Here is a 17,916-nt window from a genome sequence, read left to right as displayed (position 1 = left end):
CGACGCGTGGGGCATGATGGAGCCACCTCATCCTAAAGCCATCGTCCACCCGCCGTCATCGACAAAACAGGGAACCCGAGCATGAGCAATGAACGTCCGTGGCTGGATCACTATCCGGCCGGCGTACCCGCAGAAATCGACGTCAACCAATACGCCTCGGTGTCGGCCGTGCTGGAAGAGGCGTTTGGACGTTTCAGCGGTCGCCCGGCGTTCTCCAGCTTCGGCCGCCAGCTCAGCTACGGCCAGATCGATGCGCTGAGCCGCCAGTTCGCCGGCTACCTCACCGGCGTGCTCAAGCTCGGCAAGGGCGACCGCATCGCAATCATGATGCCGAATGTGCTGCAGTACCCGATCGCGCTGTTCGGCGCACTGCGCGCCGGCTTGGTGGTGGTCAACACCAACCCGATGTACACCGCGCGCGAGCTCAAGCACCAGCTCGACGACGCCGGTGCGAAGGCGATCGTGGTGCTGGACAATTTCGCCGCCACCCTGCAGCAGGTAGTGGCCGACACCAGGGTGCAGCACATCGTCACCACCGGCATCGGCGACCTGCTCGGCTTCCCCAAGGGCGCACTGATCAACTTCGTGCTGAAGCACGTGAAGAAGATGGTGCCTGCGTTCCACCTGCCGCAGGCGGTGCGCTTCCGCGACGCGCTGGCGCGCGGCGCGGCGCATCCGCTGCAGCCGGTCGCGCTGGGCCACGACGACATCGCCTTCCTGCAGTACACCGGCGGCACCACCGGCGTGGCCAAGGGCGCCATGCTCAGCCACGGCAACATGATCGCCAATATGCTGCAGGCCGACGCCTGGATCGGCGGCAATGCCAAGCCTGGCGAAGAAGTGATCATCACCGCGCTGCCGCTGTACCACATCTTCTCGCTGACCGCGAACGGGCTGGTGTTCATGCGCCTGGGCGGGCTCAACTGGCTGATCACCAACCCGCGCGACATGCCGGGCTTCGTCAAGGAGCTGGCCAAGTCCGGCTTCACCGCGCTGACCGGCGTCAACACGCTGTTCAACGGGCTGCTGCATACGCCCGGCTTCGCCGAGCTCGACTTCTCCCGGCTGCACCTGACCCTGGGCGGCGGCATGGCAGTGCAGCGCGCGGTGGCCGAACGCTGGAAGAAGGTCACCGGCTGCACCCTCGCCGAGGCCTATGGCCTGACCGAGACCTCGCCCGCGGTCTGCATCAATCCGCTGGACCTCAAGGAATACAGCGGCTCGATCGGCCTGCCTGTGCCATCCACCAACGTGGCGATCTGGTCGGAGGACGGCAAGCCGCTCTCCGTCGGCGAGGTGGGCGAGCTGATGGTGCAAGGCCCGCAGGTGATGAAAGGCTACTGGCAGCGCCCGGACGAGACCGCCAAGGTGCTCGGCGCCGACGGCTGGCTGCACACCGGCGACATCGCAAAGATGGACGCCAACGGTTACTTCTACATCGTCGATCGCAAGAAGGACATGATCCTGGTGTCCGGCTTCAACGTCTATCCGAACGAGGTCGAGGACACGGTGATGCAGCACCCCGGCGTGCTTGAGGTAGCCGCAGTCGGCGTGCCGGACGAGCATTCCGGCGAAGTGGTGAAGCTGTTCGTGGTGCGCAAGGACCCGAATCTCACCGAGGACGCGCTCAGACAGTTCTGCCGCGAGAATCTCACCGGTTACAAGCGGCCCAAGTTCATCGAGTTCCGTGACAGCCTGCCGAAGAGCAACGTGGGCAAGATCCTGCGCCGCGAGCTGCGCGACGGGAAGAAATCCACCGCCTGAGCCGCGATCCGGCCCCCCGAAACGGAAACGCCCGCATGATGCGGGCGTTTTTCTGTGGCAGCGGCGTTTCGCTCAGCCCCCCTTCCAGTGCTCCAGGATATCGGCGTAACCGCCAAGCAGGTTCCACAGCGGCACCTGCTTGTCCTCGGGGATGTGGCTGTACGAAAACCCGATGTGGTGGTCGGAGATGCGCGCGATCACGGCCTCCAGGTGGATGTGCAGGTTGTGCCCGAAGATCATGTCGAGCACCCAGCTCTGCCCCACCTCTCCGGACCAGCCCAGCGGACGCCGCAGCAAGGCGCCGGTAGCCGAGATATCGACCAGCTCGGTCGGATGCGACTCGCCGTGCCGGCTCATCAGCACCGTCGTCTCGATCTGCATACGCGCCGGGCGCAATTGCTCCGCGCCTGCGCCGTCTGGTCCGCGCTTGTTGTCGTTCGCCATCAGTCAACCATCCGCCTGTGCCTGCCCTACGGCCACGACAGCGGTGGCCAACATCATCCTGAAACCTTCCTGCCGCATCATGCACGTGGATGCCTCGCGCATTCCGTGCATGCCTCACGCCCTCACTATCCAGCGTGTCGGCGGGTCGTGTTCATCGGGGATATTACAAGCAACCACCATGCCATCCATTCCGTCTGGCCGGATGCAGGTGCCGATCGACGCCTGCTGAAACCGCGCCGGATGGGCCATGGCATCACGCGGGGTTCGCCACCGCTACCCGTCGTCGATGCGAAGGCTGCGTCTGACGCGGCCAAGTCCCATCCGACGCATTGGGTCACATGCCGCCCCGCACCGCGGGAATCCCCGATTCACCACGGCGGGACCGGCGTATTGTGCCGGTCATCGGGATCAGGGGCTACGCGGGGAGCCGACAAGCGCACGGGATTCCAGTTCCGGCACACACGCGCCGCTGGACTTGCCGCCGGGCAGACGCTACTCTTTGCCCACGCGTGGTTCCATGGAAACGGTTGCCGATCACCTCGGGCACCCCGTGGCTTCCGTGCGATTGCTCTCTGAACCGACCCGTTGAACCGTCAGTGGCGCCACCCTAGCCGCCCCTGGCTTTCGCCCTAGCCGTGGCTGACAACCTGGAGCCGGCGTACAACGGTCGCTTGCGGCCTGCCTGACCGAACCGCCATCGAGCGGCCTCGTCATGCCCGTCGTGGCGATAGCGCCCGTCGCGCCTCGACCGAAATTGTGAAAAACGCAGTACCCCGGGAATGCCGCCTCACCGCCGTGTTCCGAGTGCGGACACCCCATGGTTGTGCCGGCATGTGGATGATTCCGATCGTGTTGCACACACTGCCAGCCGCCGCAGGCGGCCCAATGACATGTATTGATGAGCACTGAGCCCGTCGAGCCACAGAGCCCGGATGCCGTAGCGCAGGATGCGTTTGCATCGGTACCGCAGCAGCAGGAAATGCCTCTGGCCATCGTGCGCGGCCAGCCGATGCTGCAGATGCCGCAGGACCTGTACATCCCGCCGGATGCGCTCGAGGTCATCCTGGAGGCGTTCGAGGGCCCGCTGGACCTCTTGTTGTACCTGATCCGCCGGCAGAACCTGGACATCCTGGACATCCCGGTCGCCGAAATCACCCGGCAGTACATGGCCTACATCGAGCTGATGCGGGACGTGATGCGGCTGGAGCTGGCCGCCGAATACCTGCTGATGGCCGCGATCCTGGCCGAGATCAAGTCGCGGCTGCTGCTGCCGCGGCCGCCGGCCGAGGAAGGGCTGGAAGACGATCCCCGTGCCGAGCTGGTACGGCGCCTGCAGGAGTACGAGCGTTTCAAGCGCGCGGCCGAGGACATCGAGGCGCTGCCCCGGCAGGAACGCGACAGCGCGGTGGTGCACGCCGACGTGGGCGAGCGCAACGTGATCAAGCTGCCGCCGCCGCTGGACCTGACCGAGTTGCTGCTGGCGCTGAAGGACGTGATGCACCGCGCCGAGTTGTTCGGGCATCACGCGATCAAGCGCGAGGCGCTCAGCGTGCGCCAGCGCATGGGCGAATTGCTGAGCCGGCTCGACGACAGCAGCTTCCATCGCTTCGAGAGCCTGTTCGACATCAGCGAAGGCCGCCTCGGCATCGTGGTGACCTTCCTGGCGATGCTGGAGCTGGCCAAGGAAATGCTGGTCGAGATCGTCCAGGAAGAGCCGCTGGCGCCGATATACGTGAAGGCGAAGGCGTCCGCTTCCGGACATGCCGCCGAGGAACCGGCGGACGACGCCGCGACGGGCGAATCGGCGCTGGTCGAGTCGTCCGGCGAATGAGCGATACCCACCTGAATCCGCAACCGACTCCGAAGGTCATGCAGATCGAGCAACTCAAACCCATCATCGAGGCCGCCCTGCTGGCCTCCACCCAGCCGATGACCGTGCAGCAGCTGGGCGACCTGTTCACCGAGGCCGACGACGTCGGCCGCGAGCAGATCGCCCGCGCGCTCGAGGCATTGGCCGACGACTGCGCCGGGCGCGGCATCGAGCTGAAGGAAGTGGCGTCCGGCTTCCGCTACCAGGTGCGCCAGGACGTGCATGCCTGGATCTCGCGGATGTGGACCGAGCGGCCCAGCCGCTATTCGCGCGCGCTGCTGGAGACGCTGGCGCTGATCGCCTACCGCCAGCCGATCACCCGCCCCGAGATCGAGCAGATCCGCGGCGTGGTGGTGTCCTCCAACATCATCAAGACGATGGAGGAGCGCGAGTGGATCCGCGTGGTCGGCTACCGCGACGTGCCCGGCAAGCCGGCGCTGTTTGGCACCACCCGCGCGTTCCTCGACTACTTCAACCTGAAATCGCTGGACCAGTTGCCGCCGTTGTCGGAAATCCGCGACATGGAAGACCCGCAGCTGCGCTTCGAACCCGAGCCCCTGCCCGCCCGCATCGTGCGCGACCTGCCGATCGATCCGGACGAGGAAACGCCCGAGGCCGAGGCACCGCCCATCGACCCCGCATCCGGTGACGCCGGCTCCGATCCGAGCCGGCACGCCGAGACCCCTGCAACCACTGCCGACGAGGCAGCGACCCCCGCCGCGGACGCCGAACCCGACGCCGCCGAGCAAGATCCCGAGGAGTACCGCGCATGACTGCGCCGCAAAAATCCGTTCTGTCCCTGAAGCGCGAACCCCGCGCCAACACCGACGCCCCCGCCCTGGAAGAGCGCCTGCACAAGGTGCTGGCAAATGCGGGCCTCGGCTCGCGCCGCATGCTCGAAGTGCGCATCCAGTCGGGCGAAGTCGAACTCAACGGCAGCCCCGCCACGATCGGCGCCAGCGTGCATGCCGGCGATCGCGTGGTGATCGACGGCAGGCAGTTCGTGGTCGCCACCGACAGCCGCGACGCCGCCGAGGTGGTGATCTACCACAAGCCCGAAGGCGTGCTGACCACCCGCGACGACCCGGAGGGCCGCCCCACCGTGTTCGAGCAGCTGCCACGCCTGAAGGGCGCGCGCTGGGTCGCCGTGGGCCGCCTCGACATCAACACCACCGGCCTGCTGCTGCTGACCACCGACGGCGAACTGGCCAACGCGCTGATGCATCCGAAGAGCGGGCTGGAGCGCGAATACCTGTGCCGCGTGCATGGCGAGGTGCCCGACGAGGTCATCGAACGGCTGAAGGCCGGCGTGCAGCTGGAAGACGGCCCAGCCCGCTTCGACGAGATCGCCGTGATCAGCCGCGGCGGCAGCCACAGCTGGTTCCGCGTGGTGATTCGCGAGGGCCGCAACCGCGAGGTGCGCCGGTTGTGGGACTCGCAGGGCTTCCTGGTCAGCCGGCTCAAGCGCATCCGCTACGGCACAATCGAGTTGCCGCGCCATCTGCGCCGCGGCGAATGCGAGGCGCTGGACGCCGAGAACGTCAAGCAGCTGCGTCAGACCGCCGGCCTCGGCGCGCCGCAGCCGGTGCTGACCCTGAGCCCGGTGCTGCACCAGCGCCGCGCCAATCGCAACGTCACCGAATACCGGCCCGAGCGCGGCGCCGGCACGGCCTGGACCGGCGGCCAGGACGAGGCGCGCGAACTGCGCGCGTTCGACCGCATCCGCGAGGAACCCGTGCGCGGCCGCAAGCCGCCACGTGGCGGCGGCAAGGACGTCAACGGCAACGTCGCCCACCCCGAGCGCGGCGGCGGCAAGCGTGGCGGCAAAGGCCGGCGTGTCGCGCCGGGCCAGGAGCTGCCATCGGTACGTACCTGGTTCGCCGGCGAAAGCCGTGACGGCGCCGCCCGCCCGAGCGGCCCGCGCGGCGCTGCCGGCGCCGGCAATCGCCGGCCGGCCGGAGGCGGCAAACCGTTCGGCGGGCACGGTCACCACGGCAGCGAAGGCCGCACCGCCGGCGGCAGTCCGTACAGCGGTTTCGGCGGCGAGGCACGCGGCCATGGCGCCGGCGGCAACCACGCCCCCGGCAACCGCGGTGCCCGACCGCAGGGCCAGGGCAATCGCGCCCACGGCGGCCCGGCCCGTCCGCAAGGCCAAGGCGGCAACCGGCCCGCTGGCCGGCCGCAGGGCGGTGGTCGCCACGGCGGTCCCGCTGGCGGGCGGCCGCCCGGTCGCGGCGGCAACCGCTCCGGCAACCGCTGAGGAACCGGGCAATGGTGCGCATCTACCACAACAACCGCTGCTCCAAGTCACGCGCCACGCTGGCGCTGCTGGAGCAGCGTGGCGGTGCGCTCGAGGTGATCCATTACCTCGACACCCCGCCGAGCGCTGCCGAACTGGCCGCCCTGCTGAAGCAGCTGAACATTGGCGCACGCCAGCTGCTGCGCAGCGGCGAAGAGGAGTTCCGTGCGCTGGGGCTGGACAATCCGGCGCTCGACGACGACGCCCTGATCGCCGCGATGGTGGCGCACCCGAAGCTGATCGAACGCCCGATCGTCGTCGCCAACGGCAAGGCCGCGCTGGGCCGCCCGCCGGAAGCGGTGCTGGCGATACTCTGAGGAGCCCGCGGGAGCGCTTCCTGGCGCTCCGGTGCTTCGCTTGCCGTGCTCAATCCGGATCGAGCGAAAACGCGTCGGCATCCATCCACGCCGGGAAACGCTCGCGGTGCGCCAGCAGCGGCGCCGGGTCAAGCATGACCGTCACCACCTGCTCCTGCGCGCCCAGTTCCACCAGCGGCTCGCCGACAGGATCGATCACTGCGCTGTCGCCGGCATACGGCAGTTCGTTGCCGTCCACGCCGACCCGGTTCACTCCGGCCACGTAGCTCAGGTTCTCGATCGCCCGCGCGCGCAGCAGGGTGCGCCAGGGCTGGCGGCGCGGCGCGGGCCAGTTCGCCACGAAGATGGCGAGGTCATAGTCCATGCCGCCGCCGGCGGAGGCCAGCCGGCGATTGCGCAGCCACACCGGAAAGCGCAGGTCGTAGCAGACCTGCGGCAGGATGCGCCAGCCCTTCAGCTCCACCACCAGCCGCTCGCTGCCGCCGCCGTAGCGGGTGTGCTCGCCGGCCATGCGGAACAGGTGGCGCTTGTCGTACTGCGCGAAGCTGCCGTCCGGCCGCACCCACAACAGGCGGTTGTAGACGATGCCGTCCTCGCGGATCGCCAGGCTGCCGCAGACCACGGCGCCGACCTCGATCGCCAGCGCGCGCAGCCACGCCACGCCCTCACCGTCCATGGTTTCCGCGCTGGCGCGGGTGTCGTTGCTGAAACCGGACAGGAAGGTCTCCGGCAGCACGATCAGGTCGCTGCCTTTCGCCTGGCGCACCAGCGCGCCGTAATAGTCGCGATTGGCCGGCGCGTCGTGCCAGCGGGTGGCGCCCTGCACCAGCGATATCTTCAAAGTTTGCATAGCCGCTCCGCCGCCGCTTCCATCGTGGCGTCGCTCTTGGCGAAGCACAGCCGCAGCAGGCGCGTGCCCGGCGCGCGCTCGTAGAACGGCGTCAGCGGGATCGCCGCCACACCGCCCTGCTCGACCAGCCACCTGCTGAAGACGAGGTCATCCTCGTCGCGGATCGCCGAATAGTCGACCAGCTGGAAGTAGCCGCCCGGCACGTCGAGCAACTTGAAGCGCGACGGCGCCAGCAGCGCGCGGAAGCGGTCGCGCTTGGCCTGGTAGAACGCCGGCAGTTCCAGGTAGTGCTGCGGCGTGCTGGCCATGAACTCGGCGAACGCCACCTGCGCCGGGTGGAAGGTGCAGAACGTGAGGTACTGGTGCACCTTGCGGAACTCCGCCGACAGCGCAGCCGGCGCCACCGCGTAGCCGACCTTCCAGCCGGTGCAGTGGTAGGTCTTGCCGAACGAGGAAACCACGATGCTGCGCCCGGCAAGTTCCGGGTGGCGCAACACGCTTTCGTGCCGGGCGCCGTCGTAGACGATGTGCTCGTAGACCTCGTCGGACAGCACCACGATCTCCGTGTCGCGCACTATCTCCGCCAGCTGCTCCAGATCATCCGCCGACAGCACCGCGCCGGACGGGTTGTGCGGCGTGTTGATCATGATCATGCGGGTCTTCGGCGTCACCGCGTCGCGCACGCGCTGCCAGTCGATCGCGAACGCCGGCACGGTCAGCGGAATGTGTACCGCACGCGCGCCCTGCAACTCGATCGCCGGCTCGTAGCAGTCGTAGGCCGGGTCGAACACGATCACCTCCTCGCCCGCGCGTACCGTCGCGGCGATCGCCGCGAAGATCGCCTCGGTGGCGCCGGAGGTGAGCGTGATGTCGGTATCGACGTCGAGCCGGCGGCCGTACAGCCGTTCGGTCTTCAGCGCGATCTGCTCGCGCAGCGCGGCGGTGCCGTGCATCGGCGCGTACTGGTTGCGGCCTTCGTTCATCGCGCGGGTCAGCGCATCGCGCAGCCCCTGCGGCGGCTCGAAGTCGGGAAAGCCCTGGCCCAGGTTGACCGCCTTGTGTTGCTGCGCGAGCTGGCTCATCACGCTGAAGATGGTGGTGCCGACTTTGGGAAGCTTGGTCGCGATCATCATTTGGCCGTATAAATGTCCGTAAACCCGAAAGCGTAACGCATCGGGGCCGCCGTGCGCATCACGCCGCGGGAAGTTCGTCCAGCGGACGCTGCTTGCATTGCTCGTGCTTCTGCAAGGTGGTGGCCGGCAACCGCTCGGCCAGGAAATCCACCAGCGCACGCACGCCCGGCAGCATGCCGCGGCGACTGGGATAGACGAAGTGCATGGTGCCCTCGGGGACGCTCCACTCCGGCAGCACCACTTCGAGCTCGCCTGCGGTGATCGCCGGCGCACAGACGAACTCCGGCAGCAGCGCCACGCCCATGCCGCGGCGGGCAGCCTCCAGCAGCACCGCGAAATCGCCGGTGATCAGCCGCGCCTGCACTTCCACGCTGGTCTGCGCGCCGTTCGCACCGATCAGCTCCCACAGTTGGGCACCCTCGTGCTCGCTCATCGACAGCGCCGGCAGGCGGGCCAGGTCGTCCGGCTGCAGCGGGCGTCCCTGTGCCTTCAGCAAGGCCGGGCTGGCCACCAGCTTGGTACGCGACAGGCCGAACGTGCGGATCACCAGGTTCGCGTCGGTATCCAGCTTGGTGCGCACGCGGATCGCCAGGTCATAGCCTTCGCCGATCACGTCGACCCGACGATTGCTCGACAGCAGCCGCACCTGCATCTTCGGGTACTGCGCGAGGAAATCCGGCAGCACATGCGCGAGCACGGTCTGCGCCAGCGAAACGGGGCAGCTCAGGCGCACCACGCCGCGCGGCTCGGCGCGCAACTCGTCCACCGCATCCTGCGCCGCCTGCGCTTCCTCCAGCACGGCGCGGCAGTGCGCGTAGAAGCGCTCGCCGACCTCGGTCACCACGAAGCGCCTCGTGGTCCGCTGCAGCAGGCGCACGCCGAGGCGCTCCTCCAGCTGGGCCACGCGCTTGCTCAGGCGCGATTTCGGCACGCCCAGCGCGCGGCCGGCCGCGGAAAAACCGCCGTGCTCGACCACCGCGGCAAAGAAGTACAGATCGTTGAGGTCCTGCAGGGCGCCACTCAATACGGTCATTGATTGTTTCCTGTTGGGAACGATAAGTCTGACAAATCCTACCTTATCGCCGGATTGTTCCAAACATATCCTTATTCCATCGCCGGCGAGCCGGCTCGACCAGGAATAACGCCATGAAACTCTTGCATATCGACTCCAGCGCGCTGGGTGGCTACTCGGTATCACGCCAGCTGACCGCCGACATCGTAGCCGAGCTGAAGCGCAACACGCCGGATGCCGCCGTCCATTATCACGACCTGGCCGCGCAACCGCTGCCGCACTGGACCCCGGTGGCTGACGCCAGCGATCCCGCCGCCGTGCTCGGCACCGAAATGCTGGAGGAATTCCTCGCCGCCGACGTGGTGGTGATCGGTGCGCCGATGTACAACTTCGCCATTTCCAGCCAGCTCAAGGCGTGGCTCGACCGCATCCTGGTCGCCGGCAAGACCTTCCGTTACACCGCGAACGGCCCCGAGGGCCTGGCCGGCGGCAAGCGCGTGATCGTCGCTTCCAGCCGCGGCGGCATCTACAGCAAGGATTCGCCGGCCGCCGCGATGGACTTCCAGGAACCCTACCTGCGCGCCGCGTTCGCCTTCATCGGCATCAACGACATCGAGTTCGTGCGGGCCGAAGGCATCGCGATCGGCGACGAGCAGAAGGCGGCGGCCCTGAAGTCTGCACGCAGCGCGATCGGGACGCTGGTCGCCAAGGCCGCCTGATCCCCCGCTCGCACCGCGAGCGCAAACGCCCTCTCCCCGCGGAGAGGGCGTTTTTCGTTGCAGCATGCGCAACTGACGGCCGCCACGGTGGAAAAACCACGCGCATGCCGACACACTGCGGGTTCACCCATTCGACCGGAATCCGCGCATGAACCGTTCGCTATGCCTGTCCATGCTCGCCCTGCTGGCGCTGGCCCCCGCCGTGCAGGCCGCCGACCTGCTGGTCGACAACGTCAACGGCTACACGCTGGACAGCCACGGCAAGCTGCAGCACTTCCAGGCGCTGCTGGTCGACCAGGGCAAGGTGGTCGCCACCGGCAGCCGCGCCGAACTGGCCGGCCGCGCCGGCGACGCCAGGGTGATCGACGGCCGCGGCCATACCTTGCTGCCTGGGCTGATCGACGCCCACGGCCATGTGCTGGAGCTCAGCTACGCGCGCAACAGCGTCGACCTCACCGGCACGAAGTCGCTCGACGAGGCGCTGGCCAAGGTGAAGGCGTACGCAGCGGCGCACCCCGAGGCGAAGTGGATCCTCGGCGGCGGCTGGAACCAGGAAATCTGGAAACTCGGCCGCTTCCCCACTGCGAAGGAACTGGACAGCGCGGTGCCCGGTCGCCCCGTCTGGCTGAGCCGCGTCGATGGCCATGCCAGCTGGGCCAACAGCGCCGCGATCAGGCTGGCTGGAGTCGACAGGGCCAGCAAGGATCCCAGCGGGGGACGCATCGAGCGCGATGCCGACGGCAATCCGGCCGGCGTCTTCGTCGACGGCGCCACCGCGCTGATCGATGCGAAAGTCCCGGCGCCGACCACGCAGCAGAAAGCCGCCGCGCTGGATACCGCCCTGGCCGAGATGGCCAGCGTGGGCCTCACCGGCGTCGCCGACGCCGGCATCGACCTGGCCAATTACCGGCTCTATCGCCGCTACGCCGACGAGCACAAGCTCACCGCGCGCATCTACGCGATGGTCCGCGACACCGGCGACGATTTCGACACGATCAGCAAGGACGGCCCGCTGATCGGCTACGGCAACGACTTCCTCACCGTGCGCGCGGTCAAGCTGTTCGCCGACGGCGCGCTGGGCAGCCGCGGCGCGGCGATGCTCCAGCCCTACGCCGACGACCCGCACAACCGCGGCCTGCTGTTCATGCCACCGGCGACGATGACCGCGAAGATCGACAAGGCGTTCGGCAAGGGCTACCAGGTGGCCATCCACGCCATCGGCGACCGCGCCAACCGCGAAGTGCTGGACAGTTTCGCCGCCGCCTACAAGACCCATCCGGACGCCATCGCGCTGCGCAACCGCGTCGAGCACGCGCAGATCGTGTCGCTGCAGGACATTCCCCGTTTTGTGCCGCTCAAGCTGATCGCCTCGATGCAGCCGACCCACGCCACCTCCGACATGAACATGGCCGAGGACCGCATCGGCCACCAGCGGATCAAGGGCGCCTACGCCTGGCAGCGCTTCCTCAAGCAGGGCACGCTCGTCGCCGGCGGTTCGGATTTCCCGGTGGAATCGCCGAACCCGTTCTACGGCCTGTACTCGGCAGTCACCCGCGAAGACCACCAGGGCCAGCCGCCCGGCGGCTGGTACCCGGACCAGGACATGACGCTGGCCCAGGCGCTGCGCGCCTTCACCCTCGACGCGGCTTACGCGGAACATGCGGAAAAAACCCTGGGCACTCTGGAGCCGGGCAGGTGGGCCGACTTCATCCTGATCGACCACGATATCTTCAAGGACCCGGCCAGCAGGATCTGGAACACGAAGGTACTGCAGACCTGGGTCGGCGGCAGGCAGGTCTACGCCGCGCAGGATTGATCGGGCAACCGCACGCGCAACGGCCGGCCCACCGCCGGTCCTTGCGTGGCTGATCAGATCGCCGAGGTCCTGCCCCCGTCCATCGGGATGATCGCGCCGGTGACGTAGCTGGCCCGCGCCGAAGCCAGGAATACCGCGACATCGGCGATTTCCCCGGGCTCGGCCATGCGGCCCAGCGGAATGTCGGCGAGCTGCCGGGCCAGTACCACCTCGCGCGGCAGGCCGCTGGCGCGCACCGCGGCATCCAGGCCCTCGTCGACCCGGCTGGTGCGGGTGATGCCCGGGTTGATCGCGTTCACCCGCACGCCCTTGCCCGCATAGGCATTCGCGTAGCCCACCGTCGCCAGCATCAGGGCGGCGTTGGCCGAACCGCCGGCGATGTGCTGCGGGTTGGCCTGCCGCCCACCCTGCCCGATCACGTTGACGATGCTGCCGCGGCCACGCGCGCCCATGCGGCGGATCACCGGGTCGATCGCGTGCATGTAGCTGAGGTACTTCGCCTGCATCGCCGCCAGCACCGCCGCGGCATCGAGTTCGTCCGGCGTTGCGCGACGCGCGGCGCCGGCGCAGTTCACCAGTACGTCGAGCGGGCCATGCGCATGCTCGATGCGTTCCATCACCTGCTGCGCCGCCGCGCTGTCCTTCAGGTCCGCCGGCTGCACCGCCAGCGCCAGGCCCAGCGATTCGAGCTGCTGCTGCGCCGCCTGCAGGTTCGCCGGATCGCGCGAGATGCCCACCACCTTCGCGCCCTCGCGCGCAAATGCGACCGCGCAGGCCAGCCCGATGCCCTTGCTGGCACCGGCAACCACCACGACCCGGCCGGCCAATTCGAGATCCATGCGTGCCTCCGCGCGACTGATATCGGCGCATTGAACCACGCCGGGCGGGCGACCGCGGGATGACGGCTGTCAGCAGCGATGGCTGAGGAATGCTCCTGGGCGGCCGCCACCACAGGCCCCAGCATGTGCTGCCCGCACCGCCGGGACTCCTGCCCGGGATAGGCCATCAGTCATGTTGCGAAATTGCCCCGCACCTATTGACGGCTTAAAGTTCAGTGTTATAGTTCACTACAACACCACTCAACGAGGTCACTAAGGAGGCCCGTCATGAAAGCGCAGAACCTGATCGCCAGCGCCGCCGCCGTCCTGTTCACCTTCGCCAGCCTGAGCGCCGTCCACTACAACGTCGAGCGCCAGCCCGCCCCGGCCGGCAAGACCAGCGCCATCCCCGTCATCGACCTGGCCCCGGTCCAGGTCCGCCCCAGCGCCGCCGAGATGCGCTCGGCCGCCCTGTTGAACGAGATCGGGGTCGCCGGAATCGCCACCATCCCGGCCATGCGCCGCCTGGAAAATCCCGGCAATACCGAGCAGTTCAGCCTGCTCGGGTCGCAGCTGGTCATGCCCTACTATGCGTTTGGCAACAAGTTCGGCCGCATCGCGAAGGAATAAAACATGACCATGACCTGGAACGACAGCGTCCCGATCTATCGCCAGCTGCAGCAACGCGTGGTGGCGATGATCCTGGACGGCGCCTTGAACGAGGGCGACCCGCTGCCGTCGGTACGCCAGGTGGCCGCGGACTTTCAGATCAACCCGCTGACCGTGTCGAAGGCGTACCAGGAACTGGTCGACGAACAACTGGTTGAAAAAAGGAGGGGGCTGGGCATGTTCGTCATCGAAGGCGCACGCGAGGCGCTGCTGAAATCGGAACGCGAGCGGTTCCTGCGCGAGGAGTGGCCGGTATTGTTTGCCCGGCTGCAGCGACTGGGACTGGACCTGAAGACGCTTATGCGCGAAGCCCCGACCGAAAAGGGCAACGCCGACAAGGAGGAGAAATCATGAGCGCGGTGATCACGGCCAGCGGCCTGAGCAAGCGGTACAAGTCGGCGCTGGCGCTGGACGACATCAGCTTCCAGGTCGAGCCCGGCCGCATCGTCGGCCTGATCGGCCCCAACGGCGCCGGCAAGACCACCGCGCTGAAGGCCATCCTCGGCCTCACTGATTTCACAGGCAGTCTCAACGTACTGGGCTTCGACCCGCGCAGGCAGCGCGACAAGCTGATGGGCGAGGTCTGCTTCATCGCCGACGTGGCCGTGCTGCCGCGCTGGATCAAGGTGCGCCAGGCGGTGGACTTCGTCGCCAACGTGCACCCGCGCTTCGACCGCAAGAAGTGCGAGGCCTTCCTGGCGCGCACCAAGCTCACGCCCGAGCAGCGCGTGCGGCAGATGTCCAAGGGCATGATCGTGCAGCTGCACCTGGCGCTGGTGATGGCGATCGACGCCAGGCTGCTGATCCTGGACGAGCCCACCCTGGGCCTGGACATCCTCTACCGCAAGCAGTTCTACCAGAACCTGCTGGAGGACTACTTCGACGAGAACAAGACGATCATCGTCACCACCCACCAGGTGGAGGAAGTCGAGCACATCCTCACCGACCTGATGTTCATCCGCGACGGCAGGATCGTGCTGGATGCCGACATGGACGCGGTGGGCGAGCGCTTCGCCGAGGTGATGGTGGGCGCCGACAAGGTCGCCGAAGCCCGCCAGCTCAAGCCGCTGGACGAACGCCAGGTGTTCGGCAAGAGCATCTTCCTGTTCGACGGCGCCGACCGCGCGCGACTGGAGGCGCTGGGCGAGGTCCGCCGCCCCTCCGTCAGCGACCTGTTCGTCGCCACCATGAAAGGGACCTACGCATGAAAACCTTCTATTGGCTGCTGAAGCGCGAGCTGTGGGAACACCGGGGCGGCTTCTTCTGGGCACCGATCATCACCGGCGGCGTGTTCCTGCTGCTGAACCTGATGGGCATCATCACCGGCGAGGTGGTAGGCAGGAAGCACGGCTTCAACTTCGCCTTCGGCGGAACCGACAGCAACCTGCACCTGCTCGACCGGGCTCTCGACAAGAATTCCATGGACAGCGTGGGCGCCGGCCTGGACATGGTGATGTATTCGCCGACGCTCATCATCGGCGTGGTGCTGGGCTTCGTGGCGTTCTTCTACTGCCTCGGCGCGCTTTACGACGACCGCCGCGACCGCAGCCTGCTGTTCTGGAAATCGCTGCCGATCACCGACACCGCCACCGTGCTGTCCAAAGTGGTCACCGCCACGGTGGTCGCACCGCTGATCGCCGTGGCCGTCGGCATGCTGACCGGCATCGTGATGCTGCTGATGTTCGCGGTGACGCTGTCCTTCCATGGCGTCGGCGTCTGGCATTTGCTGCTGCTGTCGCACCCGCTGCAGGTCATGGCCAACCTGGTCGGCTCGGTCCCGCTGTACCTGTTGTGGGCATTGCCGACCGTGGGCTGGCTGATGCTGTGTTCGGCCTGGGCCCGCAGCAAGCCGTTCCTGTGGGCCGTGGTGCTGCCGGTGGCGCTGGGCATCGTGATCGGCTGGTTCAACCTGCTGGGCACGATCGACCTGCAGAACGGCTGGTACTGGCGCAACGTGGTGGGCCGCGTCCTGTTCAGCGTGTTCCCCGGCGGCTGGTTCACCGAGGTTCCGCATATTGGCGGCAGCAACCCCGCCGAAGTGCTGTCCACGCTGAGCGTCACGCATACCTATGCGGCGCTGGCATCGGCGAACGTCTGGATCGGTGTCGCCGCTGCGGCCGCCATGCTCGCCGGCGCCATCTGGTTCCGCCGCTGGCGCGACGACAGCTGACTTCCGCTCGATTCCGGGAAAGGAGAACACCAGTGAAGCCCATCATTTTCAGCACGTTCGCCCTGGCCATGCTGTTGCCGCTGGCCGCCTGCAGCCGGTCCGGGCAGGACACCGCCCAGCCGGGCGCCACCAGCGACATGACGCAGGCAGCGAAGGAAGTCCACGAGCAGCCCCCCTCGTCGATGATTGCCGCCGAGGTCCGCAAGAGCATCGAGCAGGCCAAGAAGGAGCTGGTCACCCAGGATATCGATGTCGCCAGCGTCCATCTCCACGGTGACAAGCACCGCGACGACCATGCCCGCCCCAAGGCGGTGATCACCCCGCAAGGCGAGTTGGTGATCGCCGGCAAGCCGGTACCGGCCTCACCGGAGCAACACACCCTGCTGGTGGATTACCGGCAGCAGATCGTCGGCATTGCCGAGGCCGGCATGGACATCGGCGCCAGCGGCGCGGACATCGGCATCACTGCGGCGAAGCAGGCGATCTGGGGCGCGTTCACCGGCAAGACCGACAAGGAGATCGAGGCGAGCATCAAGCCGCAGACCGAGCAGATCCAGGCCGCCGCCATGCAACTGTGCAAGCGCTTGCCCGACATGCTGGCCTCGCAGCAGAAGCTGGCCGCCGCCCTGCCCGCGTTCCAGCCCTACGCCACGATGACGCAGAAGGACGTCGACGACTGCGGCAAGGACATGAAGGACAAGGACGGCAAGAAAGGCTTCGCCGTTTTCTCCGACTGAGCCGGGCCGCGCCGATACCCTTGCTGCCCCGTGGCATCCCGCGACGCCACGGGGCGTATCTCCCGCCCTCGCCGCCAGGCAGCCATCGCATGGAGTACGCATGAGTCCCCGGGATCGAACCGCACGCCAAGCCGGCTTGCTTTATCTGCTGGTGGTGCTGATCGCGCCGTATCGCCTGATCTACGTGCCGAACGCCTTGTTCGTGAGCGGCGACGCGGCCACCACCGTCGCGAACATCGCCACGCACGAGACACTCTTCCGGTTCGGCCTGGCCACCGACCTCGTCTGCGGCGCGTTGATGGCCTTCGTGGCGCTGGCGCTGTACCGCCTGCTTGGCGACGTTGATCGCCGGCACGGCCTTGCCATGCTGCTGCTCGGCGGCGCGCTGGTGCCGGCGCTGTACTTCTTCAACGTACTCAATGATGCCGCCGCCCTGCTGCTGGTGCATGGCGGGGATGCACTCGCCGTCTTCGATCCGCCCCAGCGTGCGGCGCTCGCCATGCTGTTCCTGCGTCTGCACGGGCAGGCTGTCGGCGCCGCCGAACTGCTGTGGGGACTGTGGCTGTTCCCGCTGGCGCTGCTGGTGCTGCGCTCGGACTTCCTGCCGCGCCTGTTCGGCTACGCCCTGATCCTCAACGGTCTGGCCTATGTGATCCAGAGCTTCGCCTGGGCACTGCGACCGGACTGGCAAGACACGGTTTCCAGCCTGCTCGGCCCGCTGCAGTTCGTGGAAGTGCTGTTCATGCTGTGGCTGCTGGCACTCGGCGCACGCCCCGGCTTCCGGCGAACCCAGGCTGCATCGGCCGCCACGGCGGATGTGTAAATACCCCGCACCCACATACAGGGAATTTGTCTTGAACACGAACACCAAACAGCCGCTCGAACACTGGCACGCGCCCGTGCAGCTGAAACTGGCCGCGCTGTGGACGTCGGTGATGTTCTGCTACATCTACTGCGACTACTTCGAGCTCTACACGCCGGGCAAGCTGCAGGAGATGCTGCAGGCCAGGCTGGGGCCGCTCGGCCCGGCGACTCAGGGCGTGCTGGTGGGCACCTCCCTGATGATGGCCATTCCCAGCCTCATGATCTTCCTCTCCGCCGCGCTCGTGCCACGCCTGAACCGCGGGCTCAACCTCGTGTTCGGCACGCTCTACACCTTGTTGATGATCATGCTGGCGGTCCAGGCCGATTGGCATTTCTACCAGGGTTTCGCAACGCTGGAAGCCGCGTTGACCATGCTTGCCGTGTGGTACGCATGGAGGTGGCCGCGCGTGCCGCGCACGGCATGAGTGCCGGCG

19 protein-coding genes are annotated in these 17,916 nt (G+C 67.5%); 14 read left to right on the top strand and 5 right to left on the bottom strand.

Annotated features, from left to right (window positions below; translation table 11 throughout):
- Window positions 1–81 precede the first annotated feature (81 nt).
- A complete protein-coding gene (locus DEO45_RS08635) occupies window positions 82–1,764 on the top strand; it encodes a long-chain-fatty-acid--CoA ligase (protein WP_114342571.1) in 1,683 nt (560 codons plus the stop codon).
- Between the two features lie 72 nt (window positions 1,765–1,836).
- Here DEO45_RS08635 and DEO45_RS08630 read toward each other — a convergent pair whose 3' ends face one another.
- Window positions 1,837–2,208, bottom strand: a complete 372-nt coding sequence (locus DEO45_RS08630) for a PilZ domain-containing protein (protein ID WP_114342568.1) — start codon at window positions 2,206–2,208, stop codon at window positions 1,837–1,839.
- An 898-nt stretch (window positions 2,209–3,106) separates the two neighbouring features.
- Between DEO45_RS08630 and DEO45_RS08625 the strand changes: the two genes are divergently transcribed.
- Genes DEO45_RS08625 through arsC form a run of 4 tightly spaced genes read left to right on the top strand, consistent with a single transcriptional unit; the run spans window position 3,107 to window position 6,694 of the window.
- Window positions 3,107–4,039, top strand: coding sequence for a segregation and condensation protein A (locus DEO45_RS08625; RefSeq protein WP_114342565.1), 933 nt, complete (start codon window positions 3,107–3,109; stop codon window positions 4,037–4,039).
- A 38-nt stretch (window positions 4,040–4,077) separates the two neighbouring features.
- Entirely contained in the window at window positions 4,078–4,851 is a 774-nt protein-coding gene (gene scpB / locus DEO45_RS08620) for an SMC-Scp complex subunit ScpB (RefSeq protein ID WP_114342921.1), read from the top strand.
- On the top strand, window positions 4,848–6,338 hold the full coding sequence (locus tag DEO45_RS08615; RefSeq protein ID WP_114342563.1) for a pseudouridine synthase: 1,491 nt from the start codon (window positions 4,848–4,850) through the stop codon (window positions 6,336–6,338). The genes scpB and DEO45_RS08615 overlap by 4 nt, the downstream gene beginning before the upstream one ends.
- 11 nt (window positions 6,339–6,349) lie before the next feature.
- Window positions 6,350–6,694: an arsenate reductase (glutaredoxin) gene (arsC, locus tag DEO45_RS08610; RefSeq protein WP_114342561.1), complete on the top strand. Its 345-nt coding sequence runs from the start codon at window positions 6,350–6,352 to the stop codon at window positions 6,692–6,694.
- A 49-nt stretch (window positions 6,695–6,743) separates the two neighbouring features.
- On the opposite strand, the gene DEO45_RS08605 is transcribed toward arsC, so the two are convergent.
- The 3 genes from DEO45_RS08605 to DEO45_RS08595 form a co-directional block, all read right to left on the bottom strand.
- The gene (locus DEO45_RS08605; RefSeq protein ID WP_114342558.1) at window positions 6,744–7,544 is read right to left on the bottom strand and encodes an amidohydrolase; all 801 of its coding nucleotides are present in this window, start codon (window positions 7,542–7,544) and stop codon (window positions 6,744–6,746) included.
- A complete protein-coding gene (locus DEO45_RS08600; protein ID WP_114342919.1) occupies window positions 7,532–8,674 on the bottom strand; it encodes a pyridoxal phosphate-dependent aminotransferase in 1,143 nt (380 codons plus the stop codon). The genes DEO45_RS08605 and DEO45_RS08600 overlap by 13 nt, the downstream gene beginning before the upstream one ends.
- Before the next feature lie 61 nt (window positions 8,675–8,735).
- Entirely contained in the window at window positions 8,736–9,710 is a 975-nt protein-coding gene (locus tag DEO45_RS08595) for a LysR substrate-binding domain-containing protein (protein WP_114342556.1), read from the bottom strand.
- 113 nt (window positions 9,711–9,823) lie between these two features.
- On the opposite strand from DEO45_RS08595, the gene DEO45_RS08590 reads away from it, so the two are divergent.
- Both DEO45_RS08590 and DEO45_RS08585 read left to right on the top strand, forming a co-directional pair.
- Entirely contained in the window at window positions 9,824–10,408 is a 585-nt protein-coding gene (locus tag DEO45_RS08590; RefSeq protein WP_114342553.1) for an FMN-dependent NADH-azoreductase, read from the top strand.
- Window positions 10,409–10,556: 148 nt separating this feature from the next.
- Entirely contained in the window at window positions 10,557–12,224 is a 1,668-nt protein-coding gene (locus DEO45_RS08585; protein WP_114342551.1) for an amidohydrolase, read from the top strand.
- A gap of 53 nt (window positions 12,225–12,277) precedes the next feature.
- Here DEO45_RS08585 and DEO45_RS08580 read toward each other — a convergent pair whose 3' ends face one another.
- The gene (locus DEO45_RS08580) at window positions 12,278–13,063 is read right to left on the bottom strand and encodes an SDR family NAD(P)-dependent oxidoreductase (RefSeq protein WP_114342549.1); all 786 of its coding nucleotides are present in this window, start codon (window positions 13,061–13,063) and stop codon (window positions 12,278–12,280) included.
- 267 nt (window positions 13,064–13,330) lie between these two features.
- Between DEO45_RS08580 and DEO45_RS08575 the strand changes: the two genes are divergently transcribed.
- The 7 genes from DEO45_RS08575 (at window position 13,331) to DEO45_RS08545 (ending at window position 17,907) form a co-directional block, all read left to right on the top strand.
- Window positions 13,331–13,672, top strand: a complete 342-nt coding sequence (locus DEO45_RS08575; RefSeq protein WP_114342547.1) for a hypothetical protein — start codon at window positions 13,331–13,333, stop codon at window positions 13,670–13,672.
- 3 nt (window positions 13,673–13,675) lie between these two features.
- The gene (locus tag DEO45_RS08570; RefSeq protein ID WP_114342546.1) at window positions 13,676–14,065 is read left to right on the top strand and encodes a GntR family transcriptional regulator; all 390 of its coding nucleotides are present in this window, start codon (window positions 13,676–13,678) and stop codon (window positions 14,063–14,065) included.
- A complete protein-coding gene (locus DEO45_RS08565; RefSeq protein ID WP_114342544.1) occupies window positions 14,062–14,919 on the top strand; it encodes an ABC transporter ATP-binding protein in 858 nt (285 codons plus the stop codon). The genes DEO45_RS08570 and DEO45_RS08565 overlap by 4 nt, the downstream gene beginning before the upstream one ends.
- Window positions 14,916–15,881, top strand: coding sequence for a hypothetical protein (locus tag DEO45_RS08560; RefSeq protein ID WP_114342541.1), 966 nt, complete (start codon window positions 14,916–14,918; stop codon window positions 15,879–15,881). Before DEO45_RS08565 ends, DEO45_RS08560 begins: the two co-directional genes overlap by 4 nt.
- Window positions 15,882–15,949: 68 nt before the next feature.
- A complete protein-coding gene (locus DEO45_RS08555) occupies window positions 15,950–16,618 on the top strand; it encodes a hypothetical protein (RefSeq protein WP_114342917.1) in 669 nt (222 codons plus the stop codon).
- 100 nt (window positions 16,619–16,718) lie between these two features.
- The gene (locus DEO45_RS08550; RefSeq protein WP_114342539.1) at window positions 16,719–17,441 is read left to right on the top strand and encodes a DUF4386 domain-containing protein; all 723 of its coding nucleotides are present in this window, start codon (window positions 16,719–16,721) and stop codon (window positions 17,439–17,441) included.
- 31 nt (window positions 17,442–17,472) lie between these two features.
- On the top strand, window positions 17,473–17,907 hold the full coding sequence (locus tag DEO45_RS08545; RefSeq protein ID WP_114342536.1) for a DUF6326 family protein: 435 nt from the start codon (window positions 17,473–17,475) through the stop codon (window positions 17,905–17,907).
- The last annotated feature ends 9 nt before the right edge of the window (window positions 17,908–17,916 follow it).

Origin of the sequence: Rhodanobacter denitrificans, from assembly GCF_003335105.1 — a bacterium.
In the GTDB taxonomy this organism is placed as follows: domain Bacteria; phylum Pseudomonadota; class Gammaproteobacteria; order Xanthomonadales; family Rhodanobacteraceae; genus Rhodanobacter; species Rhodanobacter denitrificans_A.
This window is presented reverse-complemented; position numbering and strand designations above follow the sequence as displayed.